This is a genomic window from Saprospiraceae bacterium, assembly GCA_026129545.1.
In the GTDB taxonomy this organism is placed as follows: domain Bacteria; phylum Bacteroidota; class Bacteroidia; order Chitinophagales; family Saprospiraceae; genus M3007.
Genome location: JAHCHX010000003.1, coordinates 402,347 through 420,878, shown reverse-complemented (window position 1 = coordinate 420,878; position 18,532 = coordinate 402,347). Strand labels below are relative to the sequence as shown.

Annotated in this window: 24 protein-coding genes; 11 read left to right on the top strand and 13 right to left on the bottom strand. The window is 52.9% G+C overall.

What is annotated here, in order from left to right; all coding sequences use genetic code 11:
- Window positions 1–10: 10 nt before the first annotated feature.
- From KIS77_19665 to KIS77_19650, 4 genes are all read right to left on the bottom strand, one after another.
- Complete coding sequence (locus tag KIS77_19665; GenBank protein MCW5924545.1) at window positions 11–1,213, bottom strand: VOC family protein; 1,203 nt, start codon at window positions 1,211–1,213, stop codon at window positions 11–13.
- 26 nt (window positions 1,214–1,239) lie between these two features.
- The gene (locus tag KIS77_19660) at window positions 1,240–2,778 is read right to left on the bottom strand and encodes a GMC family oxidoreductase (GenBank protein ID MCW5924544.1); all 1,539 of its coding nucleotides are present in this window, start codon (window positions 2,776–2,778) and stop codon (window positions 1,240–1,242) included.
- A 178-nt stretch (window positions 2,779–2,956) separates the two neighbouring features.
- A complete protein-coding gene (locus tag KIS77_19655) occupies window positions 2,957–3,385 on the bottom strand; it encodes an HNH endonuclease (protein MCW5924543.1) in 429 nt (142 codons plus the stop codon).
- A complete protein-coding gene (locus KIS77_19650; protein MCW5924542.1) occupies window positions 3,378–3,761 on the bottom strand; it encodes a hypothetical protein in 384 nt (127 codons plus the stop codon). Before KIS77_19650 ends, KIS77_19655 begins: the two co-directional genes overlap by 8 nt.
- 111 nt (window positions 3,762–3,872) lie before the next feature.
- Here KIS77_19650 and KIS77_19645 point away from each other — a divergent pair, with 111 nt between their 5' ends.
- The gene (locus KIS77_19645) at window positions 3,873–4,916 is read left to right on the top strand and encodes a virulence RhuM family protein (GenBank protein ID MCW5924541.1); all 1,044 of its coding nucleotides are present in this window, start codon (window positions 3,873–3,875) and stop codon (window positions 4,914–4,916) included.
- Between the two features lie 15 nt (window positions 4,917–4,931).
- Here KIS77_19645 and KIS77_19640 read toward each other — a convergent pair whose 3' ends face one another.
- From KIS77_19640 to KIS77_19620, 5 genes are all read right to left on the bottom strand, one after another.
- On the bottom strand, window positions 4,932–5,609 hold the full coding sequence (locus KIS77_19640) for a Crp/Fnr family transcriptional regulator (protein ID MCW5924540.1): 678 nt from the start codon (window positions 5,607–5,609) through the stop codon (window positions 4,932–4,934).
- Between the two features lie 216 nt (window positions 5,610–5,825).
- Window positions 5,826–6,680, bottom strand: a complete 855-nt coding sequence (locus KIS77_19635; GenBank protein ID MCW5924539.1) for an alpha/beta hydrolase — start codon at window positions 6,678–6,680, stop codon at window positions 5,826–5,828.
- A gap of 448 nt (window positions 6,681–7,128) precedes the next feature.
- Window positions 7,129–7,476, bottom strand: coding sequence for a DUF1622 domain-containing protein (locus KIS77_19630; GenBank protein MCW5924538.1), 348 nt, complete (start codon window positions 7,474–7,476; stop codon window positions 7,129–7,131).
- Window positions 7,477–7,679: 203 nt separating this feature from the next.
- The gene (locus KIS77_19625) at window positions 7,680–8,378 is read right to left on the bottom strand and encodes an SDR family NAD(P)-dependent oxidoreductase (GenBank protein ID MCW5924537.1); all 699 of its coding nucleotides are present in this window, start codon (window positions 8,376–8,378) and stop codon (window positions 7,680–7,682) included.
- A gap of 240 nt (window positions 8,379–8,618) precedes the next feature.
- Window positions 8,619–8,915, bottom strand: a complete 297-nt coding sequence (locus KIS77_19620) for an aquaporin (GenBank protein ID MCW5924536.1) — start codon at window positions 8,913–8,915, stop codon at window positions 8,619–8,621.
- 140 nt (window positions 8,916–9,055) lie between these two features.
- Between KIS77_19620 and KIS77_19615 the strand changes: the two genes are divergently transcribed.
- The 3 genes from KIS77_19615 (at window position 9,056) to KIS77_19605 (ending at window position 11,714) form a co-directional block, all read left to right on the top strand.
- Window positions 9,056–9,565 carry a hypothetical protein gene (locus KIS77_19615; protein MCW5924535.1) on the top strand — a complete coding sequence of 170 codons (510 nt, stop codon included), beginning with the start codon at window positions 9,056–9,058 and terminating at the stop codon, window positions 9,563–9,565.
- On the top strand, window positions 9,562–11,115 hold the full coding sequence (locus KIS77_19610; GenBank protein ID MCW5924534.1) for a T9SS type A sorting domain-containing protein: 1,554 nt from the start codon (window positions 9,562–9,564) through the stop codon (window positions 11,113–11,115). The genes KIS77_19615 and KIS77_19610 overlap by 4 nt, the downstream gene beginning before the upstream one ends.
- A gap of 83 nt (window positions 11,116–11,198) precedes the next feature.
- Entirely contained in the window at window positions 11,199–11,714 is a 516-nt protein-coding gene (locus tag KIS77_19605; GenBank protein MCW5924533.1) for a hypothetical protein, read from the top strand.
- Window positions 11,715–11,838: 124 nt separating this feature from the next.
- Here KIS77_19605 and KIS77_19600 read toward each other — a convergent pair whose 3' ends face one another.
- Window positions 11,839–12,576, bottom strand: a complete 738-nt coding sequence (locus KIS77_19600) for an aquaporin (GenBank protein MCW5924532.1) — start codon at window positions 12,574–12,576, stop codon at window positions 11,839–11,841.
- 60 nt (window positions 12,577–12,636) lie between these two features.
- Between KIS77_19600 and KIS77_19595 the strand changes: the two genes are divergently transcribed.
- Window positions 12,637–13,023 (top strand): hypothetical protein, encoded by a 387-nt coding sequence (locus KIS77_19595; GenBank protein MCW5924531.1) that lies wholly within the window; start codon window positions 12,637–12,639, stop codon window positions 13,021–13,023.
- Complete coding sequence (locus KIS77_19590) at window positions 13,010–13,429, top strand: HNH endonuclease (GenBank protein ID MCW5924530.1); 420 nt, start codon at window positions 13,010–13,012, stop codon at window positions 13,427–13,429. Before KIS77_19595 ends, KIS77_19590 begins: the two co-directional genes overlap by 14 nt.
- Window positions 13,430–13,497: 68 nt before the next feature.
- Here the strand turns inward: KIS77_19590 and KIS77_19585 are convergent, their stop codons facing one another.
- Together KIS77_19585 and KIS77_19580 are read right to left on the bottom strand one after the other, a co-directional pair.
- Complete coding sequence (locus tag KIS77_19585) at window positions 13,498–14,025, bottom strand: hypothetical protein (GenBank protein MCW5924529.1); 528 nt, start codon at window positions 14,023–14,025, stop codon at window positions 13,498–13,500.
- Window positions 14,026–14,159: 134 nt separating this feature from the next.
- Window positions 14,160–16,187, bottom strand: a complete 2,028-nt coding sequence (locus tag KIS77_19580) for a glycogen debranching enzyme N-terminal domain-containing protein (protein MCW5924528.1) — start codon at window positions 16,185–16,187, stop codon at window positions 14,160–14,162.
- Window positions 16,188–16,249: 62 nt separating this feature from the next.
- Here KIS77_19580 and KIS77_19575 point away from each other — a divergent pair, with 62 nt between their 5' ends.
- From KIS77_19575 to KIS77_19565, 3 genes are read left to right on the top strand one after another with little or no spacing between them, the layout of a single operon-like run.
- Window positions 16,250–16,495, top strand: coding sequence for a hypothetical protein (locus KIS77_19575; protein MCW5924527.1), 246 nt, complete (start codon window positions 16,250–16,252; stop codon window positions 16,493–16,495).
- A 31-nt stretch (window positions 16,496–16,526) separates the two neighbouring features.
- Window positions 16,527–16,766, top strand: coding sequence for a hypothetical protein (locus KIS77_19570; GenBank protein MCW5924526.1), 240 nt, complete (start codon window positions 16,527–16,529; stop codon window positions 16,764–16,766).
- A gap of 18 nt (window positions 16,767–16,784) precedes the next feature.
- Complete coding sequence (locus tag KIS77_19565) at window positions 16,785–17,126, top strand: type II toxin-antitoxin system PemK/MazF family toxin (GenBank protein ID MCW5924525.1); 342 nt, start codon at window positions 16,785–16,787, stop codon at window positions 17,124–17,126.
- A gap of 2 nt (window positions 17,127–17,128) precedes the next feature.
- Here KIS77_19565 and KIS77_19560 read toward each other — a convergent pair whose 3' ends face one another.
- On the bottom strand, window positions 17,129–17,731 hold the full coding sequence (locus KIS77_19560; GenBank protein MCW5924524.1) for a hypothetical protein: 603 nt from the start codon (window positions 17,729–17,731) through the stop codon (window positions 17,129–17,131).
- A gap of 126 nt (window positions 17,732–17,857) precedes the next feature.
- Here KIS77_19560 and KIS77_19555 point away from each other — a divergent pair, with 126 nt between their 5' ends.
- Both KIS77_19555 and KIS77_19550 read left to right on the top strand, forming a co-directional pair.
- Complete coding sequence (locus tag KIS77_19555; GenBank protein ID MCW5924523.1) at window positions 17,858–18,115, top strand: AbrB/MazE/SpoVT family DNA-binding domain-containing protein; 258 nt, start codon at window positions 17,858–17,860, stop codon at window positions 18,113–18,115.
- The gene (locus KIS77_19550) at window positions 18,109–18,432 is read left to right on the top strand and encodes a type II toxin-antitoxin system PemK/MazF family toxin (GenBank protein ID MCW5924522.1); all 324 of its coding nucleotides are present in this window, start codon (window positions 18,109–18,111) and stop codon (window positions 18,430–18,432) included. Before KIS77_19555 ends, KIS77_19550 begins: the two co-directional genes overlap by 7 nt.
- Window positions 18,433–18,532: the final 100 nt, after the last annotated feature.

Sequence of the window (18,532 nt, the reverse complement as noted above, 5' to 3'; positions counted from 1 at the left end):
GAAAACGATTCTATCCTTTCTTTTTCTTCTCCTGCGATTTCAACAGCACCGCATGACCGTCGGGGTCGCGCAGGAGGAACATCTCGGCGTTCCCGATTTTGGCGACGGCTGTGGATATTTTTCTAAAACCTCGGTGCTCCAATTTCTCCAGCATCTTCGGCAAATCGTCCACTTCCAATTCAGTCTGGTAGTGCCAAAGGTCGGTCGGTCGGCTGTCCGTCGGGTAAGGGCGGCCACCGGGCGGGGCGATGTAGCGCAGGAATTCCACACCGAAGCCTGCCTCCGCGTGAAGCCCGTTGATGTCGAGCCGGGCGCCGAACACTTGGTTCAGATGCTCCTGTTCCGTGCCGTAATTCTCCGAATGGCCGCTGTGAACAAGCCCCAGCGCGTCGCGGTAAAAAGCCATGCTCGTGTCCGTGTCGGCGATGCCGATGGCCGTGTGGTCAATGCCGAGAAAAACGGTTGACGGTTCGCGGCTCACAGTTGACGGCTGCCAGCGTGGATTGCCTTTATCGGTCGGGAACCAAATGAGTTCGAGATTGTGGCCTTCCGGGTCGCGGAAATAAAAGGCCTCGATGCCGGCGGCATTGGGCAGGTAGTCAGGCAAAGTCTGCGGCGACGTGCTGACGTGCGCGACTTTGTTTTTCAACAACCTCTGATACGCCGCGTCCATGTCGCTGACGACGATGGCGAGGTGCTGGAACCACAAATCGTTCGAACGAGTGTCAGGAGGCACAGGACGCGAGTCTCCCTCCCTACCGGGGAGGGCCGGGGTGGGGCTGAAGTCCATGAGTTGGATTTTCTCGGTGCCCAATTGCAGCGTGACGATTTGCACACTGGCCGTATTTTCAGGCAAGCCGTAGAGTTTTGCGACTTCCTCGCCCGCCAGCGTTTCCTCTTTTATTTTTTGAAAATCAAGGTTTTTTACAAAAAAATCCACCTCGCGAGCGAGGTCTTCGACGGTGATGCTCACGCCCGTGACGGCGGTGACTTTTTGAGGAAAAACGACGAGTGGCAGGCAAAAAGCCAGCAGCAGAAGTACGAAGCGGTGTACTTTATGTTTGTCATCCTGTAAGGAACTGTCCGCTCTACGAGCGGGTCTCGCTCGGTTTTTCCCGCCGTAGAGCGGACGGATTCCTACAGAATGACAAAAAAAACATGATTGGTAAGAAGCGCCTAAAATGTTGGCTATTTCTTGAAAAAAGTATTTCATGGCTCGTGTTTTTTTAATGACCCCAATTACCCCAAATGACTCAAAATCTCTCCGACCCGCAACGCATTCGCCATCGCCGTGAGTGAAGGATTCACCGCGCCGGAAGAAGGGAAGAATGAAGTGTCCACGACGTAGAGATTGTCGAGCGCGTGGGCTTTGCAGTTCAGGTCGAGCACCGAAGTGCGAGGGTCGTGACCGAAGCGACAGGTGCCGTTCTGGTGACTCACACCGCCGATGCCGAGTTTGAAGCCGTAGTATTTCGTGCTGCCGCCAACGCCCTCGTTTTCAGCCACCGTGTCCATGATTTGAACCAGTTTTTCGCGCAAACGGCGATAGGCTTCGAGGTTGTTTTGGGTGTAATGCAGTTGGATATTCCCCTGCGAATCCACCGTGACGCGATTCTCGGATTTTGGCAAATCTTCGGCGGTGATGAAGTAGTCAATGATGTGGCTGGCGAAATGCGCCGCGTCCTTGTCGTCCTTGCCCAAATCGTCGCCCACCGCGTCGGCAAGCAAGAGCGGGTCGGCTTTGCCCATGTTCTGGATGGCTCCGAGCGGGCGCGCGTCGCCGTCAGCGCCGTGATAGAAGTCGGGAATCAAAATCGCCTTTTGGAAGGTCGAAGGGTTGGGCTTGGCCGAGTAGGCCAACACGATACCGTTGTTGTGAATCATCAGGTTGCGCCCCACCTGACCGCTGCTGTTGGCGAGGCCGTGGGGGTGTTTTTCGTTGGCCGAGCGAAGCAAAAGCGCGGCGGAATTGATGGCGCCGCAGGCCACCACGATGGTGTCGGCGTGGTAAGTTTCCTCCATGCCCTCGCAGGCGACGGTGACGCTCACTGCCCGCCGACCGCTTGCGTCGGTGTTTATTTTCAGGGCTTTTCGATTGCGGAGCAAGGTCACGTTCGGGTATTGCAACGCGCCTTGCACCCCCACGACGTGGCTGTCGGCCTTCGCGCCGGTGGGGTCGGGGTAGCCGTCGTAGAGTTCGACGTGGAGGCGGTCGTTGGTGCGGCCGTTCAGGTCTTGCGGCAGGCGGATGGCGAGCGGAATCGGCGCGGGATGGTAGCCTTGCCGACGGATTTGCTCGGTCACTTCCGCCATGCGCGGCTCGAAGGGCAGCGCAGGGAAGGGGTAGCCATTTTTTGCGGGCGGCTCGGTGGGGTCGAGGCCGCGTGTGCCGTGCACGGCATAGAGCGCCTCGGCTTCGTCGTACCACGGCGCGAAGTCCTCGTATTTCAAAGGCCATTCGGGGGAAAGGCCATCAAAGTGTTCGGTGGCCTCGAAGTCGCGCTCGCGGAGGCGCAGCAAAGCGCCGCCGTACATCTTGGTGTTGCCGCCGACCCAGTAGTGTTGGTAGGGGGAAAATTCCTTGCCCGCCGCGTCGCGCCACATTTCGGTGGTTTTGTAGCGGCCTTGCGCCACGGCGAGCGGGTCCCAGTTTTCTTTTTCTTTTGGCAAAAAATCGCCGCGCTCGAGGATGAGGATGCGCTTGCCGGTGGGGGCGAGTTTGTAAGCCAAAGTGCCGCCGCCCGCGCCGGTGCCGATGATGATGATGTCGAATTTCATGGATTGGTTCGATTGATTTCGACTCATCCGATTGATTCGATTCATCCGATTGATTCGATTAACGGAGTTACCCAATCGAATCAATCGGCTTAATCGAACTAATCGAATAAATCATTTCTGGGACAAAGGTGCGGGTGGCGCGGTGGGTGGGATGTTACGGGGGTAACAGTTGGAGAAATTATATCAGTGGCGGATGTTCTCCCAACAAAAACAACGCCGCCCGCAAGCGCATCACTTGCGGGCGATTCAGGTGCAATGCCTCTACCGTCGCCCGCCCGATGGGTGTCAGGCCGACAACTTGGGTGAATGTATCGTCCCAGTCGAAATGGTCGCCCCAGTTGTGTTGTCGTGGATGAAAAAGGAGAACCTTCTGCTGCGTGATTGGGTCGGTCGCTTCGGTCTTGGCGGCTTTGTGCGAGTTGCAGCCTTGGCAAGCCAACGCCAGATTGTCGGGGTCGTTGCTACCGCCTTTTGCGGAGGGGATGATGTGTTCGGTGGCAAAAGATTGAGTGGCAAAGTCCGCCTGACTTTTGCAGTATTCGCAGCAGCCTTGCGCCCGTTGGAAAACATACCTGCGAAGGGAGAGGGGAATGTGCTGTTTAGCCATGTTGCGCAGCAGGCAGGATGCCCAATTGCTGCATCAGGGTGCGCACGGGCACATTGCGCAGACGGGCTAATTCGGCGAGGTGTTCCACGCGCTCCGCGTCGAATTGTTCGACAATTTCTACCAACGCCAAGAGTTCTTGCTGCTCCGCTTCGGTGCGTGTTTCGGATTGGGTCAAATAGTCGAATCGCTTTTGCTGGGCTTCCGAGAGGCTTTTTCGATTGATTTTCTTGAGCAATTCAGCCTCTTTTGTCTCCAAGCCCAACCCCTTGCGTCGGGCACGGAGCGCCAACACATTTTGAACAAACTGCTCAAAATCGCTTGTTTCAAGTCGAGCAGCGTTGTTGAGCAATTCTGTAGCGGAAAGTGGAGCGTTCATGTTGGCAAAGTTACGTTTTTCTGAAATTTTCCCATTGGGTTTTTATCCATCCAGCAAGAGTGAATTGTTGCCTCAAATCACGACCTTCGCCATCAGTCAAATGCTGCTACCATGAACGACCTTCCGCAATTCAACGACCTCCTCCTCTACACCGCGCCCGACGGGCAGGTGAAGGTGGAAGTCATTTATGATGCCGAGACTTTTTGGCTGAGCCAAAAGAAAATGGCCGAACTGTTCGGGGTGGATGTCCGCACGGTGAACGAACACCTGCAAAACATTTTCATTTCCAAAGAATTGGTACGAGGGGCAACTATCCGGAAAATCCGGATAGTTCAACGTGAAGGCGCAAGGGAGGTAGCCCGCGACGTGGAATTTTACAACCTCGACGCCATCATCGCCGTCGGCTATCGGGTGAACAGTTATCAGGCCACGCAATTCAGGATTTGGGCGACCAAAACGCTCAAGGAGTTTATTGTCAAGGGTTTTGTGCTGGACGACGAGCGACTCAAATTGAACAAGAAATTTGGCCGCGACTACTTCGACGAGTTGCTGGAGCGCATCCGCGAGATTCGCGCCAGCGAACGCCGTTTTTATCAAAAAATCACCGACATCTACGCCCAATGCAGCATGGACTACGACCCAAAGTCCGACCTGACGATGACGTTTTACAAAACGGTGCAGAACAAATTGGAATGGGCCATCACGGGCAAAACCGCCGCCGAAATCATCGCCAGCCGCGCCAGAGCCGACCGGCCTAACATGGGTTTGCAGACTTGGAAAAACGCGCCGCACGGCAAAATCCTGAAAACGGATGTCGCCGTTGCCAAAAACTACCTCATCGAAAAGGAAATCAAGGACTTGGAACGCATCGTCTCGATGTACCTCGACTACGCGGAAAATCAGGCTGCCCGCCAGATTCCAATGAAAATGCGCGATTGGGTGGAAAAATTAGACGCCTTCCTGAAATTCAACGAATACGAAGTGCTCACCAATGCGGGCAGCGTGTCGGCAGAAGTAGCAAAACAGTTGGCTGAAAAGGAGTATGAAAAATTCCGCGTCGTACAGGACAGGGAGTACGTTTCTGATTTTGACCGTGCGGTGAAAGAACTCAAAGAGTCTTCTGGTAAAAGTGGAAAGGGAAACGATGCCGATTGAGAGTTCAGGGCAACATCACGCGAGTTTCCCCACATCCGCCACATAAATTTCTTTCCGGCCAAAAAATTTCACCAGCCCCGCCTCCTCCAAGTCGGTGAAGAGCAGCGACACCGTTTTGCGCGAGGTACCGATGAGCGCCGCGATGTCGCTCTGCGTGATGTCGAGCATGATTTTCACCCCCGTTCGGTAGGGCGTTCCGATGTCGTGGCAGAGGTCTTTCAGAAATTCCACGAGGCGCTGGCGCGCGTCTTTGAAGAGGAGGATTTGCAGGTGCCGTTCGAGTTTTTGCATCCGCTCGCCGATGCGTTTGGTGAGCGTGAGCGAAAACGGCACATAGTCGCGCACGAGTTCCTGCGCTTTTTCCACCCGGAGTTTGCAAATCATCGTGCGGTCGGTGACGGCTTGGGCGAACTCTTTGTGACGCGCTTGACCAAACACGGCCATTTCCCCCAAAATCTCGCCGCGACCGAGAAAGGCGATGACCTGCTCGTTGCCCTCGCTGTCGTAAAAACCCACCTTCACCCGCCCCTCCGCCACGAGAAAAATCTCACGCGCAGCATCCCCTTCCATAAACAGGAAGTCCGTCTTGTTGTAACAACTCAACGGGTGCGACTTGATGTGGTCGCTGTATTTGTACGGGCAAAGAATCTCGTACAAATCCACTTCCTCGAAAAACCAGATGGATTTTTCCATTTTTTGATTATTTTTGGTACAACGGATTTGCAAATCCGTCGTACTTCTGTTAAGCCCCTAAACTCACCATAGCCGTCAGGCTATGACTCTTTTTTGTCATGCTGTAAGCATCCGTCCGCTCTAATGCGGGTGAAACGCGAACTTTTCCCTCGTAGAGCGGACAGTTCCCTACAGGATGACAAATGTAGGGAACACCCAAAACCCTTAGGCTGACGGCTATGCCAAACTCACCCGCCGCGAAAACACCAAATCGCCGCTGGTGTGCAAACGTATGGAGTAAATGCAATTTTCCCATTCGGCGTAAGAAATACGGTTGTCGGCGTGGCCGAGCGCGTGGTGGAATTGGCGGTCGTGGCAGTAGTCGCGCACTTCAAGGCGTGGCGCCGTTATTTTGGGCGAAACATTGACAATCAGTTCTTTCTTCTTTTTGTCCACGCGAAATTGAATCAACTCGCTCGAAACGCCGTCGCCCTCGTGGCCGGGTTTTTCGCCAAAAAGCCAGCGCAAAGCGTGCTCGAACTCCCGCGCCCAAAACCACTCCGAATGAACCCCGTCACTGTGCAAATCGTAGTGCAGATTTTCCTCCTCGTGGCCCGCTTCGAGCAAAGTCTCGTACATATCGAGCAACTCGCCCACCATGTTGCGGCTCTCCTGCTGGCCCGCCATGAGCAGGATTTTCACGGGCAAAACCGGCTTGCGATTTTTGACCATTTGAAAAACGCTTTTGGAAAACCACAGCGAGGGCGAAAACACCCCCGCCATGCCGAACACTTCGGGGCGCTCGATGGCCGCGCACAGCGTGATGAGGCCGCCCATGCTGCTGCCCATGATGCCCGTGTGCTCGCGCCCCGGCAGGGTGCGCAAGTGTTCGTCCACGAATGGTTTGAGCGTCTCGCACACGAAATCAAGGTATTGAACGCCTTTGCCGCCGCCGTGCTGCGCATTGTTCCACGGAGAGTATTCGGCCAGCCGGTGAATGCCGCCGTTTTCGATGCCGATGATGATGGGTTGGCCGCCAACGGCTGACGGTACACGGCTGACGGTATTGCCCGATAAAAACAGCCGATTCATTGCCTTGTCTATGCCCCAAGAGCCGAACGTGGCCTCAGGGTTGATAAAGGTTTATAGAGTTGATAAGGGTTGATAAAGGTTTATAGAGTTGATAAGGGTTGATAAAGGTTTATAGAGTTGATAAGGGTTGATAAAGGTTTATAGAGTTGATAAGGGTTGATAAAGGTTTATAGAGTTGATAAGGGTTGATAAAGGTTTATAGAGTTGATAAGGGTTGATAAGGGTTTATAGAGTTGATAAGGGTTGATAAGGGTTGATAAGGGTTTATAGGGTTGATAAGGGTTGATGAATTGCGGCGTATTCTACGTTATCAACTTTTATACCTCGCGCCGCCAAGTTTTCAGCATCGTCTAGGGCAACGTTTACTAAACTTTTGAAGTTTAGTAAACGTGATCTCATCCTTCCAACCATGCTGAAAACTTGGCGGCACGAGGTATATCAACCCTCATCAACCCCTTGTTTCCGCGATTTCTTTTCCCAAAAAATACCCAATCACGGTGCGCAGCAAGCCGATGACGGCGAGGCTGACGAGTTCGTTCCAATCGGGGTGGAGCATGGTGGCGAGAATGTCGGACACGATGTAAAAGTCCAGCCCGAGCAGGATGTAATTGCCCACCATCGGGCGCAGGTTCGATATTCCTTCCAACGAGGCTTCCGTCTGGCGGCGCATTTCGTGCCATTCCTGGACCAAAAAGCCCCACATTCCTTTGGCAAAACCCGTGAGCAGCACCACGGCGCTCAGGATTTCGATGCCGTTGGAAAGGCGTTGCAGGAGGGCAAATCGGTATGCTTCCATGTTGTCGGTTATTGGTTGTTATACCTCGTGCCGCCAAGTTTTCAGCATGGTTGGAAGGATGAGATCACGTTTACTAAACTTCAAAAGTTTAGTAAACGTTACCCTAGACGATGCTGAAAACTTGGCGGCGCGAGGTATAGTTGTTGGTTATCAGTTTTCGGCTCTACGAACTAAGAACTAACAACCAAGAACCAACAACCAACTCAGGCTTGATTATACAATTTTATCACTGTCTCCCGCATCGTGCTGCCGGTGTCGCTTAGCAAGAAGGCGATGGTGTCAGCAGCCGATTCAGGAGTGACCCAATCGCTCATGTCGGCGTCGGGCATGGCGGCGCGGTTTTGAGGCGTGTCGAGGATGGAAGGGATGATGACGCTGGCGCGGATGTTTTTGAATTTCCCTTGGTCGTTGATGATTTCGGCGAGGCGAAACACGAGCGATTTGGAGAGCGCGTAGGCCACTTGATTTTTGGCTTCAGCGGGATTAATAGCCGGGCGTGCGCCGATGAAGATGAACTGTCCGCCGCCGCGCCGCTCGAAGTATTCCATGAGCGGTTTGGCGATATTGAAGGCAGTGGAAAAGTTGAGTTTGAACATCTTGTCCAACTCATAACCCGTTGTTTCCGAGAGTGTGCCGGGTTGCCAGCCGCCGACGATGCACACCGCCGCTTCCACCGCAGGGTCTTTGGCGATGATACCTTTCACATAGCCTTCCGACACGGTTTCGTCCGTCAGGTTGAGGAATTGAACATCAATGTTTTTGGCCATAGCACTCTCGCTGAACAGCGTGGAGTTTTCGCCGAGGCCGAGCACGGCGTACACTTTTTGACCGTCTTTGGCGAACCGCTCGACGACTGCCTGACCCATGTTGCCGGACGCGCCGGTGACTATGATGGATTTCATCTTTGTTGTGGATTTGTTGAATGGTGGATTTGGTGATTTGGCGTTGTTTGACGAAGTATTTTGTTTTTTGACAGGATGAACAGGATTTGCAGGATTTTTTCCTCAAAAACAAAAAAGTCACGAATCATGTAAATCCTGTTATCGTGTCAAAAAACCAACTCTTGTCAAGGTCAAAATTATGACGCAAAAGTCGGGGCGGCGCGGTGGGTGAAAGTTTACGCAGGTTACAATTCCGAAATTTTACCCGTGATACCCACACCTGAACTCCACCTTCCGACAAATCCACGCTTTCCAAACTTTCGCCGCGCCCAACATTCCGAGCAAAGGCGCCGTCAGGTAGAGCCAAAAGTGCATGAAATTGCCTGCCGCCACTGCCGAAGCCAGCGTCCGCGCGGGGTTCATGGACATTCCTGAAAACGGGTCTTCAAAGGTGATGTAAAGCGCGACGAGGCAGCCAGCGAAGAGACCCGTGTAAATTAAAGTTTCAAAAATTTTGGCTTGCGAAAAGCCAATTTCTAAAACATTGGCGCATCCCAAAAATTCGATATGTTAAAATTGCTCCATGGTTTTGTTGAATCCCCCCCCCCAATACCTTTGCCCCGCGATTTGCAGAAAGGCGCCTTTTTTTATTTGCTTCGCATCGAAACCGATTTTTTCATCAACAAAAACTACCCGCCATGTTTCAAAACACTCGCTTTCTCAAAGCGGGACGGACAAATCTGTCACAGCGCCATCGTCCCGAGATTTTCGCTGAATTCATCCGAAAGCCCTTTTTATTGCTCCTCTGCCTCTTTGCTTTTGCAAGCATAACATTTGCCCAGCAGGAATTTGAAGACGACGACAGCACGGATGTCTATATTGACCATCCGCTCGACCCCAGACTTGTAGCCATTCTCAACGACACTTGCCGCAGCCCCTTCGTTCACCACATATCTGTTGTGACTTACTCAGCAGGTTATGCGAAGGCATGGGTGGAAGTCAGGGGCGCGGAGCCGGGTCAGACCTTTCGGTACCGCAAAGCAGGCCAGAGCACGATTTTTTACTTTTCTCCGACAGCGGTGGAAGGCTCTGCGCTGATTGCCAACCTGAACACGCAAAGCGTGTATGAAGTGCTGGCAACCAACAATTGCGGCGAAGATGTGGTCATTGGCTCTACATCGACACCCAAACCGGCTCAAGGGAGATGATTGACGTGTCCACCAGACTGTACGATGCTATCGTTCGGTATCAAACCACGCCCGGGCAATCCACGCCGTTTTCGCAGTATTTGTCGAGCCGAACGGACATTCCGTTCTACGAGCGGCTGGAGTTTTTCCAGCAGTATTACCTCGACGGCGCGCCGCTGCCGACCGACAGCGAGACGGAGTTGCCCCTGTCGCTCCGCCCGCCCTTGCCAATTGATGAGTGCAAGTGCAAGATGATTTTCAACACCGTGCAGGCGGCCAGTCCAGGCACATTGAACGCAGACGGTACGATTTCTCCCAGAATTGAGAATTCAGGAGGCAAGGTAAAAGTGGGCAACAAGGCGTATTACTGGTGGGTGCGCCAGTCGAAAGGCGCGGCCAAGTGGCACTGCGTGTGGATGGAAGCCACCAAAGCCGGACCGACCGACCGCAGTTGGCGGATGACCATGCCGGATTCGCTGCATATCAGCCCCATGCGGGGGCAGTTGCGCTACAACCTCTTGTGCAACGACTACGCAGAGCTGCCTGCAGACTGTGGTTGCCGCAAGCCGGTCACTTTGTACTACGAGTACGACACCGAGTTGGAAGTGCACGCCGAGCGGCACACGGAAGGTTGGTTTCAGAAAAATGCTGTGGCGGCAGGCGAGGACATTGCAGTGGTGATGCTGCATTACGAAGGGTCGAACAACACAAAAGTGCTGCGGGCCAACAGGCTGGCCGTAAGCGCTGAATGCAATTTGACCATGAACACTGATTTTTGGGTCAATGCTGTGGACGTAGCCAGAGACATAGCGTTTTTCTTTGTCCCAGACACTACGGGGTTGCAATACACCAACCTGCTGAACAATCTGGCCAACAGCATCCAGACGCTCATCCAGACGCCCTTTTATTCCGACCAGGCATGCCCTGCTGGCGAGTTGAGGCAGGCTACCTTGGCCAAAGGCGATACACTAATTTACATTGAGCCAAATAAGCCTGTGAACCTCTATGCATTCAGTTTCACCAACCTGATGGCCGGGGGCAAGCGTTCTTTCTTCAGTTGGTCGCGTGTCAACAGCGACTTTCACCTCACGGGCTATGTGCCGGGCGGATTGCTCGGAGGCCAACAAGACCACTGCTGCACCAGAAAGATAGCCAACTGGGTGCTGGCGTCCGACACCGCACCCTTGAGCACCGATGACTTGAAAAAAGAGGTGGGCATCATCTTGGGCGCTTTCAGCCCTTGGCCTGTGCCGCCCGACCCGCTTTCGGGGATAGTGCCCATCACGAAAGAGTACGGCTGGATGGCTGTGTCGGTCAATCCGCTTTGCGATAGTCACGGCTTGACAGAGCCATCTGATGACCGCAATGTCATTGCTATTGGCGAAAAAGTACAAATCAGCCTGTTCGATTTGTCCGGCCGTTTGCTGCGGCAATGGAAGGACGTTCAGAAGCCGGGCGATGTTCGCCAGTTTATCATGGAACAAGGCGGGATTTCTCCAGCCACCGGCATTTACATCCTGCAAATGTCGGGCGAGTGCGGCAATGCCGTGCACAAAGTCATTCTCAAGTAAGGTTCGAAGAAGGAAGCGGCAGGCTTGGCTTGCCGTTTCCTTACTCTCCTTCATGCGTTTCATTTTTCAAAAAAAAATTTTCCATGAAAGTCTCAAAGCTTATCATACCCTTAACTGCTGCCGCAATACTGATTGGCATCGCAGCTTGCGAAAAGAAAAAATGCGCCGACGGCTATGTGTCCGTTGATGACAAATGCGAGTGCCCCGAAGGGCGCTTCGAAGCGCAACGTGTCTGCCGCGAGTTGGAGCCAAACGAATACTACGCTGCTATGACCGATTGTCCCTGTCAGGACACTTTCTTTTTCAAAATCTTGGAGTTTGGCAGCGACCATATCCGATATCGGCACAACATGGGGTCAGGTGTATCAATTTCAGAAGGAATATTGGACTACTACAAAACTCCGTCAGGAGATTCGATTGCTAATGGAACCGACTTTGTCAGTTACAGGTATTGCGACATCGGCCCCGGCATCAGAGGGTTGCCTCGTTTTTATGGCAAATTTCAGAGCGACGGCAGCATCAAGGTAAAAGTACTGTACATATCCGACATCGGCGAATTCCCGGTGGTTGACTCCTGCCAGTTTGTGATGCGGCGATAAGGGACGAAAAAATTGGAGCCTAACCCGTCGAAGCCGTCATTTCTCGCCAGAGAGGTGACGGCTTTTTCAGTTCTGCAGCCTTTGAGCCGCAACAAATTCCATGAACTTGTATTCAATGGCGGCTTTACCCGTGATACCCGCATTTAAATTCTGCCTTCCGACAAATCCACGCCTTCCAAACTTTCGCCGCGCCCAACATTCCGAGCAAAGGCGCCGTCAGGTAGAGCCAAAAGTGCATGAAATTGCCTGCCGCCACTGCCGAAGCCAGCGTCCGCGCGGGGTTCATGGACATTCCTGAAAACGGGTCTTCAAAAGTGATGTAGAGAAAAATCAGGCAGCCAGCGAAAACGCCCGTCCAACGCGCTGTTTTTTCAAAATTGCTCGAATACAAGACGGTCAGCACCAACCCGAACGAGATGAGCGCCTCGGCGATGAACGCGCCCGCCACGCCCGCGATGCCGGGGTGGGTTTGCACAAAATTCACCTCCGGCGCGCCGACAAAGGCGGGAAAAAGGCTTTTGAACAATAACATAGCCGCCGCGCCGCCGAGGCATTGGAAGAGGATGTACCAAGCCGCGTCGCGCCGCTCTATTTTTTTCAAAAACAAAAAAGTCAGCGTCACGGCGGGGTTCATGTGCGCTCCGCTGCGGCGGCCCCAGCCTGAATAAATCAGTCCGACAGCCGTCAAACCCATCGCCAGGCCCATGAGCGAACGCCGCAGGAGCGGCTCTTCGATGCCGTGACCCGGCCAACCCGGCAGCCACAGCACGCCGGCGAAAAACGTGGCTGAGAGCATGAACATCCCCAACGCCCAAGCCTCGATGAGGTAGTTAGGCCAGTTGTTTTTGAATGTGCGGAGCATGGTTTATTTTTGTGGAAAATTTGAAAGAAGATGACGATTACTTTGGATTTGCCAACAACTATGGAACACCGACTCCGGGAGGAGGCCGCGAGAAAAGGTGTGAGCATTGACCACCTGATACTGCAAGGGCTGGAACATCAAATCGGAGAATCCGCGCCCCCCGAATCTCTTTCAGAATTGGAGTTGCTCAAAAAAATCAATCTTGACTTGGGCATCGCCCCCAAAGTGTGGGAGCGGTACGATTATCTGAACGAACGGCTGCACGAAGAACTGCTCACCGAACCAGAGCATCAGGAATTGATAGCCCTCATTGATGTGGTCGAGACAGCCAACGTGGAACGACTGAAATACTTGATTCAGTTGGCGAAATTGCGCAACGTACCTGTCCAACAAATAATGTCCGAGCTAGGCATACGCCCTCGAGACCACAAGTATGAAGACGAGTAAGGCAGTCAAAAAATTTGTCCAACAACGCGCCAACGGCCATTGTGAATACTGCTTATCGCCCGCTGATTTTTCTCCCGGCCCATTTGCAGCCGAGCATATTATTCCCACCATGAAAGGAGGCAGCAATGATTTGGATAATCTCGCCTTTTCTTGCCAAGGCTGCAACGGACACAAATTCACCTCTATCGCTGCTCTCGACCCTTTAACCATGCAAACGGTGCGACTTTTCAACCCTCGTCACGACGTTTGGAACGAGCACTTTCAATGGAGCGAGGATTTCACCTACATTATCGGCATCACTCCGGTTGGTCGCGCTACGGTTGAACGCTTGCAACTCAATCGCCCTACTCTCCTTAACTTCCGCAAGGCCCTCATTGCAATCGGCATACACCCTCCTGATTTCTAATCGTCTTTGAAGCCTTTGTATCCTTAGGTTTTGTCATCCGCCGGAAGGCGGATGACAAAAAAAGGGGGTTACTTCACAATCGTTTTTCCCCAAAAATCGTCGCCCTGCGTCATCAGAGTGCTTTCGGGCGTTTTTTTGATTTCCTTTTCCCAGTTGGTCAGGGCGTTGGCGTAAAAAGTTTTGAAAAACAACACGTTGCGCCCGTTCACGATTTTGTAGCACTCGGGGTTGATTTCCACTTTTTCGCCGCGCAAGGCCATCGCGTGGCCGCACCAGCCGCCCCAAACGGGCTCGTATTTCGTTGGGTTTTTCTTGAACTCGGTCAAGTTGTCGGCATTGGCAAACCAGTAAATCACGCCGTCGTAGTCGTAGGCCTGGCTCGCGCTGCCCTTCTTCGGGCCGCCGGTTTTGAAGTACGACACGGGGTCGTAGCCGTCAATGGCGACGCGGTTTTTGTCGAGGCGGAAATGCTTGGTGCGTTGATTTGGTAGTTGTTCGTTGATAGTTGTTTGTTGTCGGTTTGTTTGAGGTTTGCTGGCAGAGTTCAGGGCAGCAACGATGGCTACGCCGAGGATGACGATGAGTGAGAATTTCATGGTTCTGAATGTTTGAAAATGAGTGAGTGTTTTTTTTGTCATTCTATCGGAATCCGTCCACTCTACGTTGAGAAAAACCGAGCGCGACCCACCCGTAGAGCGCACAGATGCTTACAGCATGACAAAAGAGGTGTTTAAAAAATCATGCTCTTGATTTCAGCGAAAGGGAGCACCGAGCGGCGGCGGCCTTTTTTGTGGCGCTCTTTGAGGTCGAGCAGGGTTTTCAAAATCGCGCCAACCGACCACGCCTGATGCACCGTGCCTTTGCCCGCGCGCGGCATTTTGCCGTCGAAAATTTCGGAGATGCCGAGGATGCAGTCGTTTTGGTAAAAATGTTTTTTCAAAGGTTCGAGCAGCGCGAGCACCTCTTTTTGTGCTTTTTCCGACCAATCGTTTACTTTCAAAAAAGCCGTGACATACTCGCCAAGCAGGAACGGCCACACCGTGCCTTGATGGTACGCCGTGTCGCGGCGCCACGAGTCGCCGCCGTATTCGGGTTTAAAATCAGGGTGTTCGGGCGAGAGCGTGCGCAGGCCGTAGTCGGTCAAAAGATGTTGGCGCACGACTTCCACCACGCGCTTTTCCGCGTCTTTTTCCAGCAGGGAAAATGGCAGGCTGACGACGTAGATTTGGTTGGGTCTGATGGAACCGTCTGCCGTGTACCGTGAACCGTCCACCGTCACCACGTCATTCAGGCTTCCATTCGACCGCACGAAGTATTTTTTAAAATTCGCCAGCAATTGGTCGCCGATGACCTGATACTTTTCGTAAGGCTTGCCGAGCGTGCCGGCGAAATACTGGTAAATGCGCAATGCATTGAACCACAGTGCCTGAATCTCCACCGGGCAGCCGTGTCGAGGCGTCACCACATAGTCGCCAACGCGGGCGTCCATCCAAGTCAATTGCGTCAAACCTTCGCCGCCAGAAAGGAATCCTTCGGGCGTGACGCGGATGTTGTAGCGCGTTCCGGCGAGGTGATGTTCCAAAATTTCGGTCAGCGTGTCGAAGTGTTCGGCCACGAAGCTCAAGTCCTGAAACTTCTGGTGGTACTCGTAGAGGGCAATGAAAAGCCACAGCGTCGCGTCAATCGTGTTGTATTCCACCGTGTCGTTGGGGTTGTCGGGGAAACGGTTGGGCAGCATCCCCCGGTCGGTCGAGCGGAGGAAAGTTTCGAGGATGGATTTTGAAATCTCCTGCTTGCCGGTGGCGATGGTGAGGCCGCGCATGGCGAACATCGTGTCGCGCCCCCAGTCGGTGAACCAGTGGTAGCCGGCCAGCAACGAATAGCCCTCTGTGCTATTTCTTTTTACGATGAACTGTTCCCCTGCCAGCATCAAATCCCGCAGAAACGGGTCGTCCGAATCTTTGGGCGCGATATTTCCCAGCCGTTCCAATTCTTTGACTTTCAAAAGTTCGGGGTCGGCTTTCGCCATTTTTTCGTTGTCGGAGAAAATCAAGTGCGCCTTCGCGCCGGGCTTCAGCACCACGTCAACATTGAAAACCGAAAAAGCGTCTTCGCGGAAATCGAGGCCGCGCTCTTGCTCGCGGACGTACTTGAAGTTTTTGAACCAATGGCGGCTCTCCACAAATTCGCCCGAACTGAAATTGAAATAAAGCGGCGGCGCTCCATAATGCGCGTAGAGCACATAGCAGCCGTTTTGAGGTTTCGCCCAATAATTGTCGAACGAGTTTTCTTTCGTCAATGAGTGGTAATCGCGGTGGACGAACAGCGGCGTAAGGCGCAGTTTGAACGTGGACTCGCCCGTGTTTTCGTACTCCACCACGGTGGTGTTCGAGCCGTGCGCCATAAAAACCGTTTTCAGCAGATGGTGGCCGTGCGCCTCGAATTTCATGCGCGGCAGGGGTTTTCTTTCAAAAAACTTGAAGTATTGAAAACCCTGCGGATGCACCGCGCCGGGGTATTGATTCGAGGAAAGGCCGAACGCGCAATCGCGGTTGAACACGATGCACTCCTCCACCTTCGACACCATGACGGTGCGGGCGGTGGGCGGATTGAGCGAAGCCACCAGCAGGCCGTGATAGCGCCGCGTGTTCGCCCCGACGATGGTGGACGAGGCGTAGCCGCCGATGCCGTTGGCGACGAGCCATTCTTTCGAGGCGAGTTCGTTGAAGTCGGGGTGGGTGTTTTTGATTGAGAGCATGGTTTTATTTGTCTTTTTTGCAAACTGGCTTTTGTGTATTTTTGCCGTAGAAAAATATCAAAATGGTCACTTATCGAGCCTTCGACGAAATCATTGACTTCATCGCTTCCGGCCCTTCGCCGCAGGAAATTCTCGCGTTCAAACCTTCTGCTTCCATGCAAAACCGCGTGGACGAACTGCTCGAAAAAAAGCGCGAATCAGGTCTTTCGGAATCGGAAGCGCGCGAGGTGGAGCAGTTTCTCATGGTCGAGCATATTATGCGACTTGCAAAAGCGCGGGCGTGCCAACGTTGTGGAAAATTTGCGTAGAAACCATACCTTTGAAAAAAATTGAACTACGATGCTAAGCGTCAGAGCCATTTATGACGGTCAAAAACTGAAACTCTCCAAAAAGTTGAACATCAGCAAGCCACAGCAAGTGATTGTGATTTTCCTCGACTATCCTGACAACGACGACGAGGAAACGCCGTTCGAGGCCAAAGACCTCCATGCCCTTTATGCGGAAAACCCAGCCTTCGACTTTTTGGCTTCAGAAGAAGAGGACATTTATGCCGATTCTGACCTCAAAGTGAAATACTAAATTCTTCGTCCCGCGCTTATGGACAGAGGCACTATCGTTCTCACGAAATTTCCTTTTACTGATTTGAGCGCCTCGAAGCGGCGGCCAGCCGTCGTTGTTTCCAAAGTTGACCCTGCTGACCCCGATGTTATCGTGGCTTTCATTTCTTCTGCCACTCCGCCCTATCCTTCCGTTGCGGATTTCATCTTGCCTGACACTCACCCTGATTTTGGGCTGACGGGTTTGAAAAAATCCTCTGTGTTCAAAATGGATAAACTGGCGACGCTCGACAAATCCATTTTTTCTGGCGAACTGGGCAACGTGACTCCCGCGGTTTTTGAGCAGTTGAAAGACAAACTCCGGGCGGCCTTGGATTTGTGAAATCACCCATAAGTCGTCTCTGGTATCATATCCTCCAGCCGGGCCCTCTTTCCTCCCTTCTTGTATTTCAAAGTCGAAGGCGCCACGCCCAAGTCCTCATCCACCGGGATTTCAGGGAAATAAACCTCCAAACCCATGCGAATCATGGCGAGGTGATGCACCGCATGGTCGAAGGCGTATTGCAACTCGCGCCCCATGCTCGACATATATACCGGGCGCTGGACGTGGGCGACGATTTCATCGGAAAACTCACTCTCCACGTTGAGCCACTGATGCTCGTCCTGTCGTTTCACCGTGTCGGAGATGTAGTCGAGCACCGTCAGCGCGACACGCGGTTTTTCGCTCAGTGCTGGGTTGCGCTTGCGGCTGCTGTAATCCACGTGCGCCGACAACGTGCCGTCGAACAGGCAGGTGTAAAACTCCAGGATGTGCCGGAAATGCTGCCCAATCGTGCTGCCGTGAAAGAGCGGCAGCGGGCGCGTGAACGTGGCTTCGTCGAGGCGTTCGAGCAGGCTGGCCATTTGCGCGGCGATGAGGATGGTACCTTGTTTGGCATTCATGTCTTCTTCGTCGTTTTGATTGACAGTTAATAAGTTATTCGTCATGCGGAGCGATTTTTTGAATTTGATGAGGCAAAAGTCGGGCGGGCGGGCGGGGTGAAAATTTACCTGTGTTACATTTCAAAAAATTGTTGAGGAGTTATACCTTTGTAATAACAAAATGTCGCAAACATGATTCAACCCATTCGCCGCATCGGCAACTCGCAAGGCATCCTCATTCCGCGCAATATCCTGCAAGCCTGTGGCATCGAGGAAGAGGTAGAGATGGCTTTGGTCGGTCAAACGATTGTGCTGCGTCCCGTGAAAAAACAGCCGCGCGAGGGATGGGAAGAGCAGTTTCAAAAAGCCAAAGCCGAAGGCGATATGCCCGACTCCGACCTTTTTGAAGGAGTGACGAACGACTTTGACTCAACCGATTGGAAATGGTAGTCAAGCGTTTTGAGATATGGCTTGTGTCGCTCGACCCTGTGCAAGGAAGCGAAATCTCCAAGACCCGACCTTGTGTCATAGTATCGCCCGACGTGCTGAACCGCCATTTGGCGACTGTGCTGGCAGCGCCATTGACAAGCACGATAAAAAATTACCCTTCCCGATTGAATTTCACTTTCGCAGACAAAAACGGCCAAATCGCGCTCGACCAAATCAGGGCAGTTGACAAAACACGCTTGGTCAAAAACTTGGGCATGTTGGACGGTACTACCGCTTTCCAATTGTGCGCGTTGCTGACGGAGATGTTTGAGTATTAATCGCCTTGCTTTTGTTGGGGTTTCGACAGGATTAACATGATTTACAGGATTTTACACACTCATTTTCATCCTGTAAATCATGTTAATCCTGTCGAAAAAA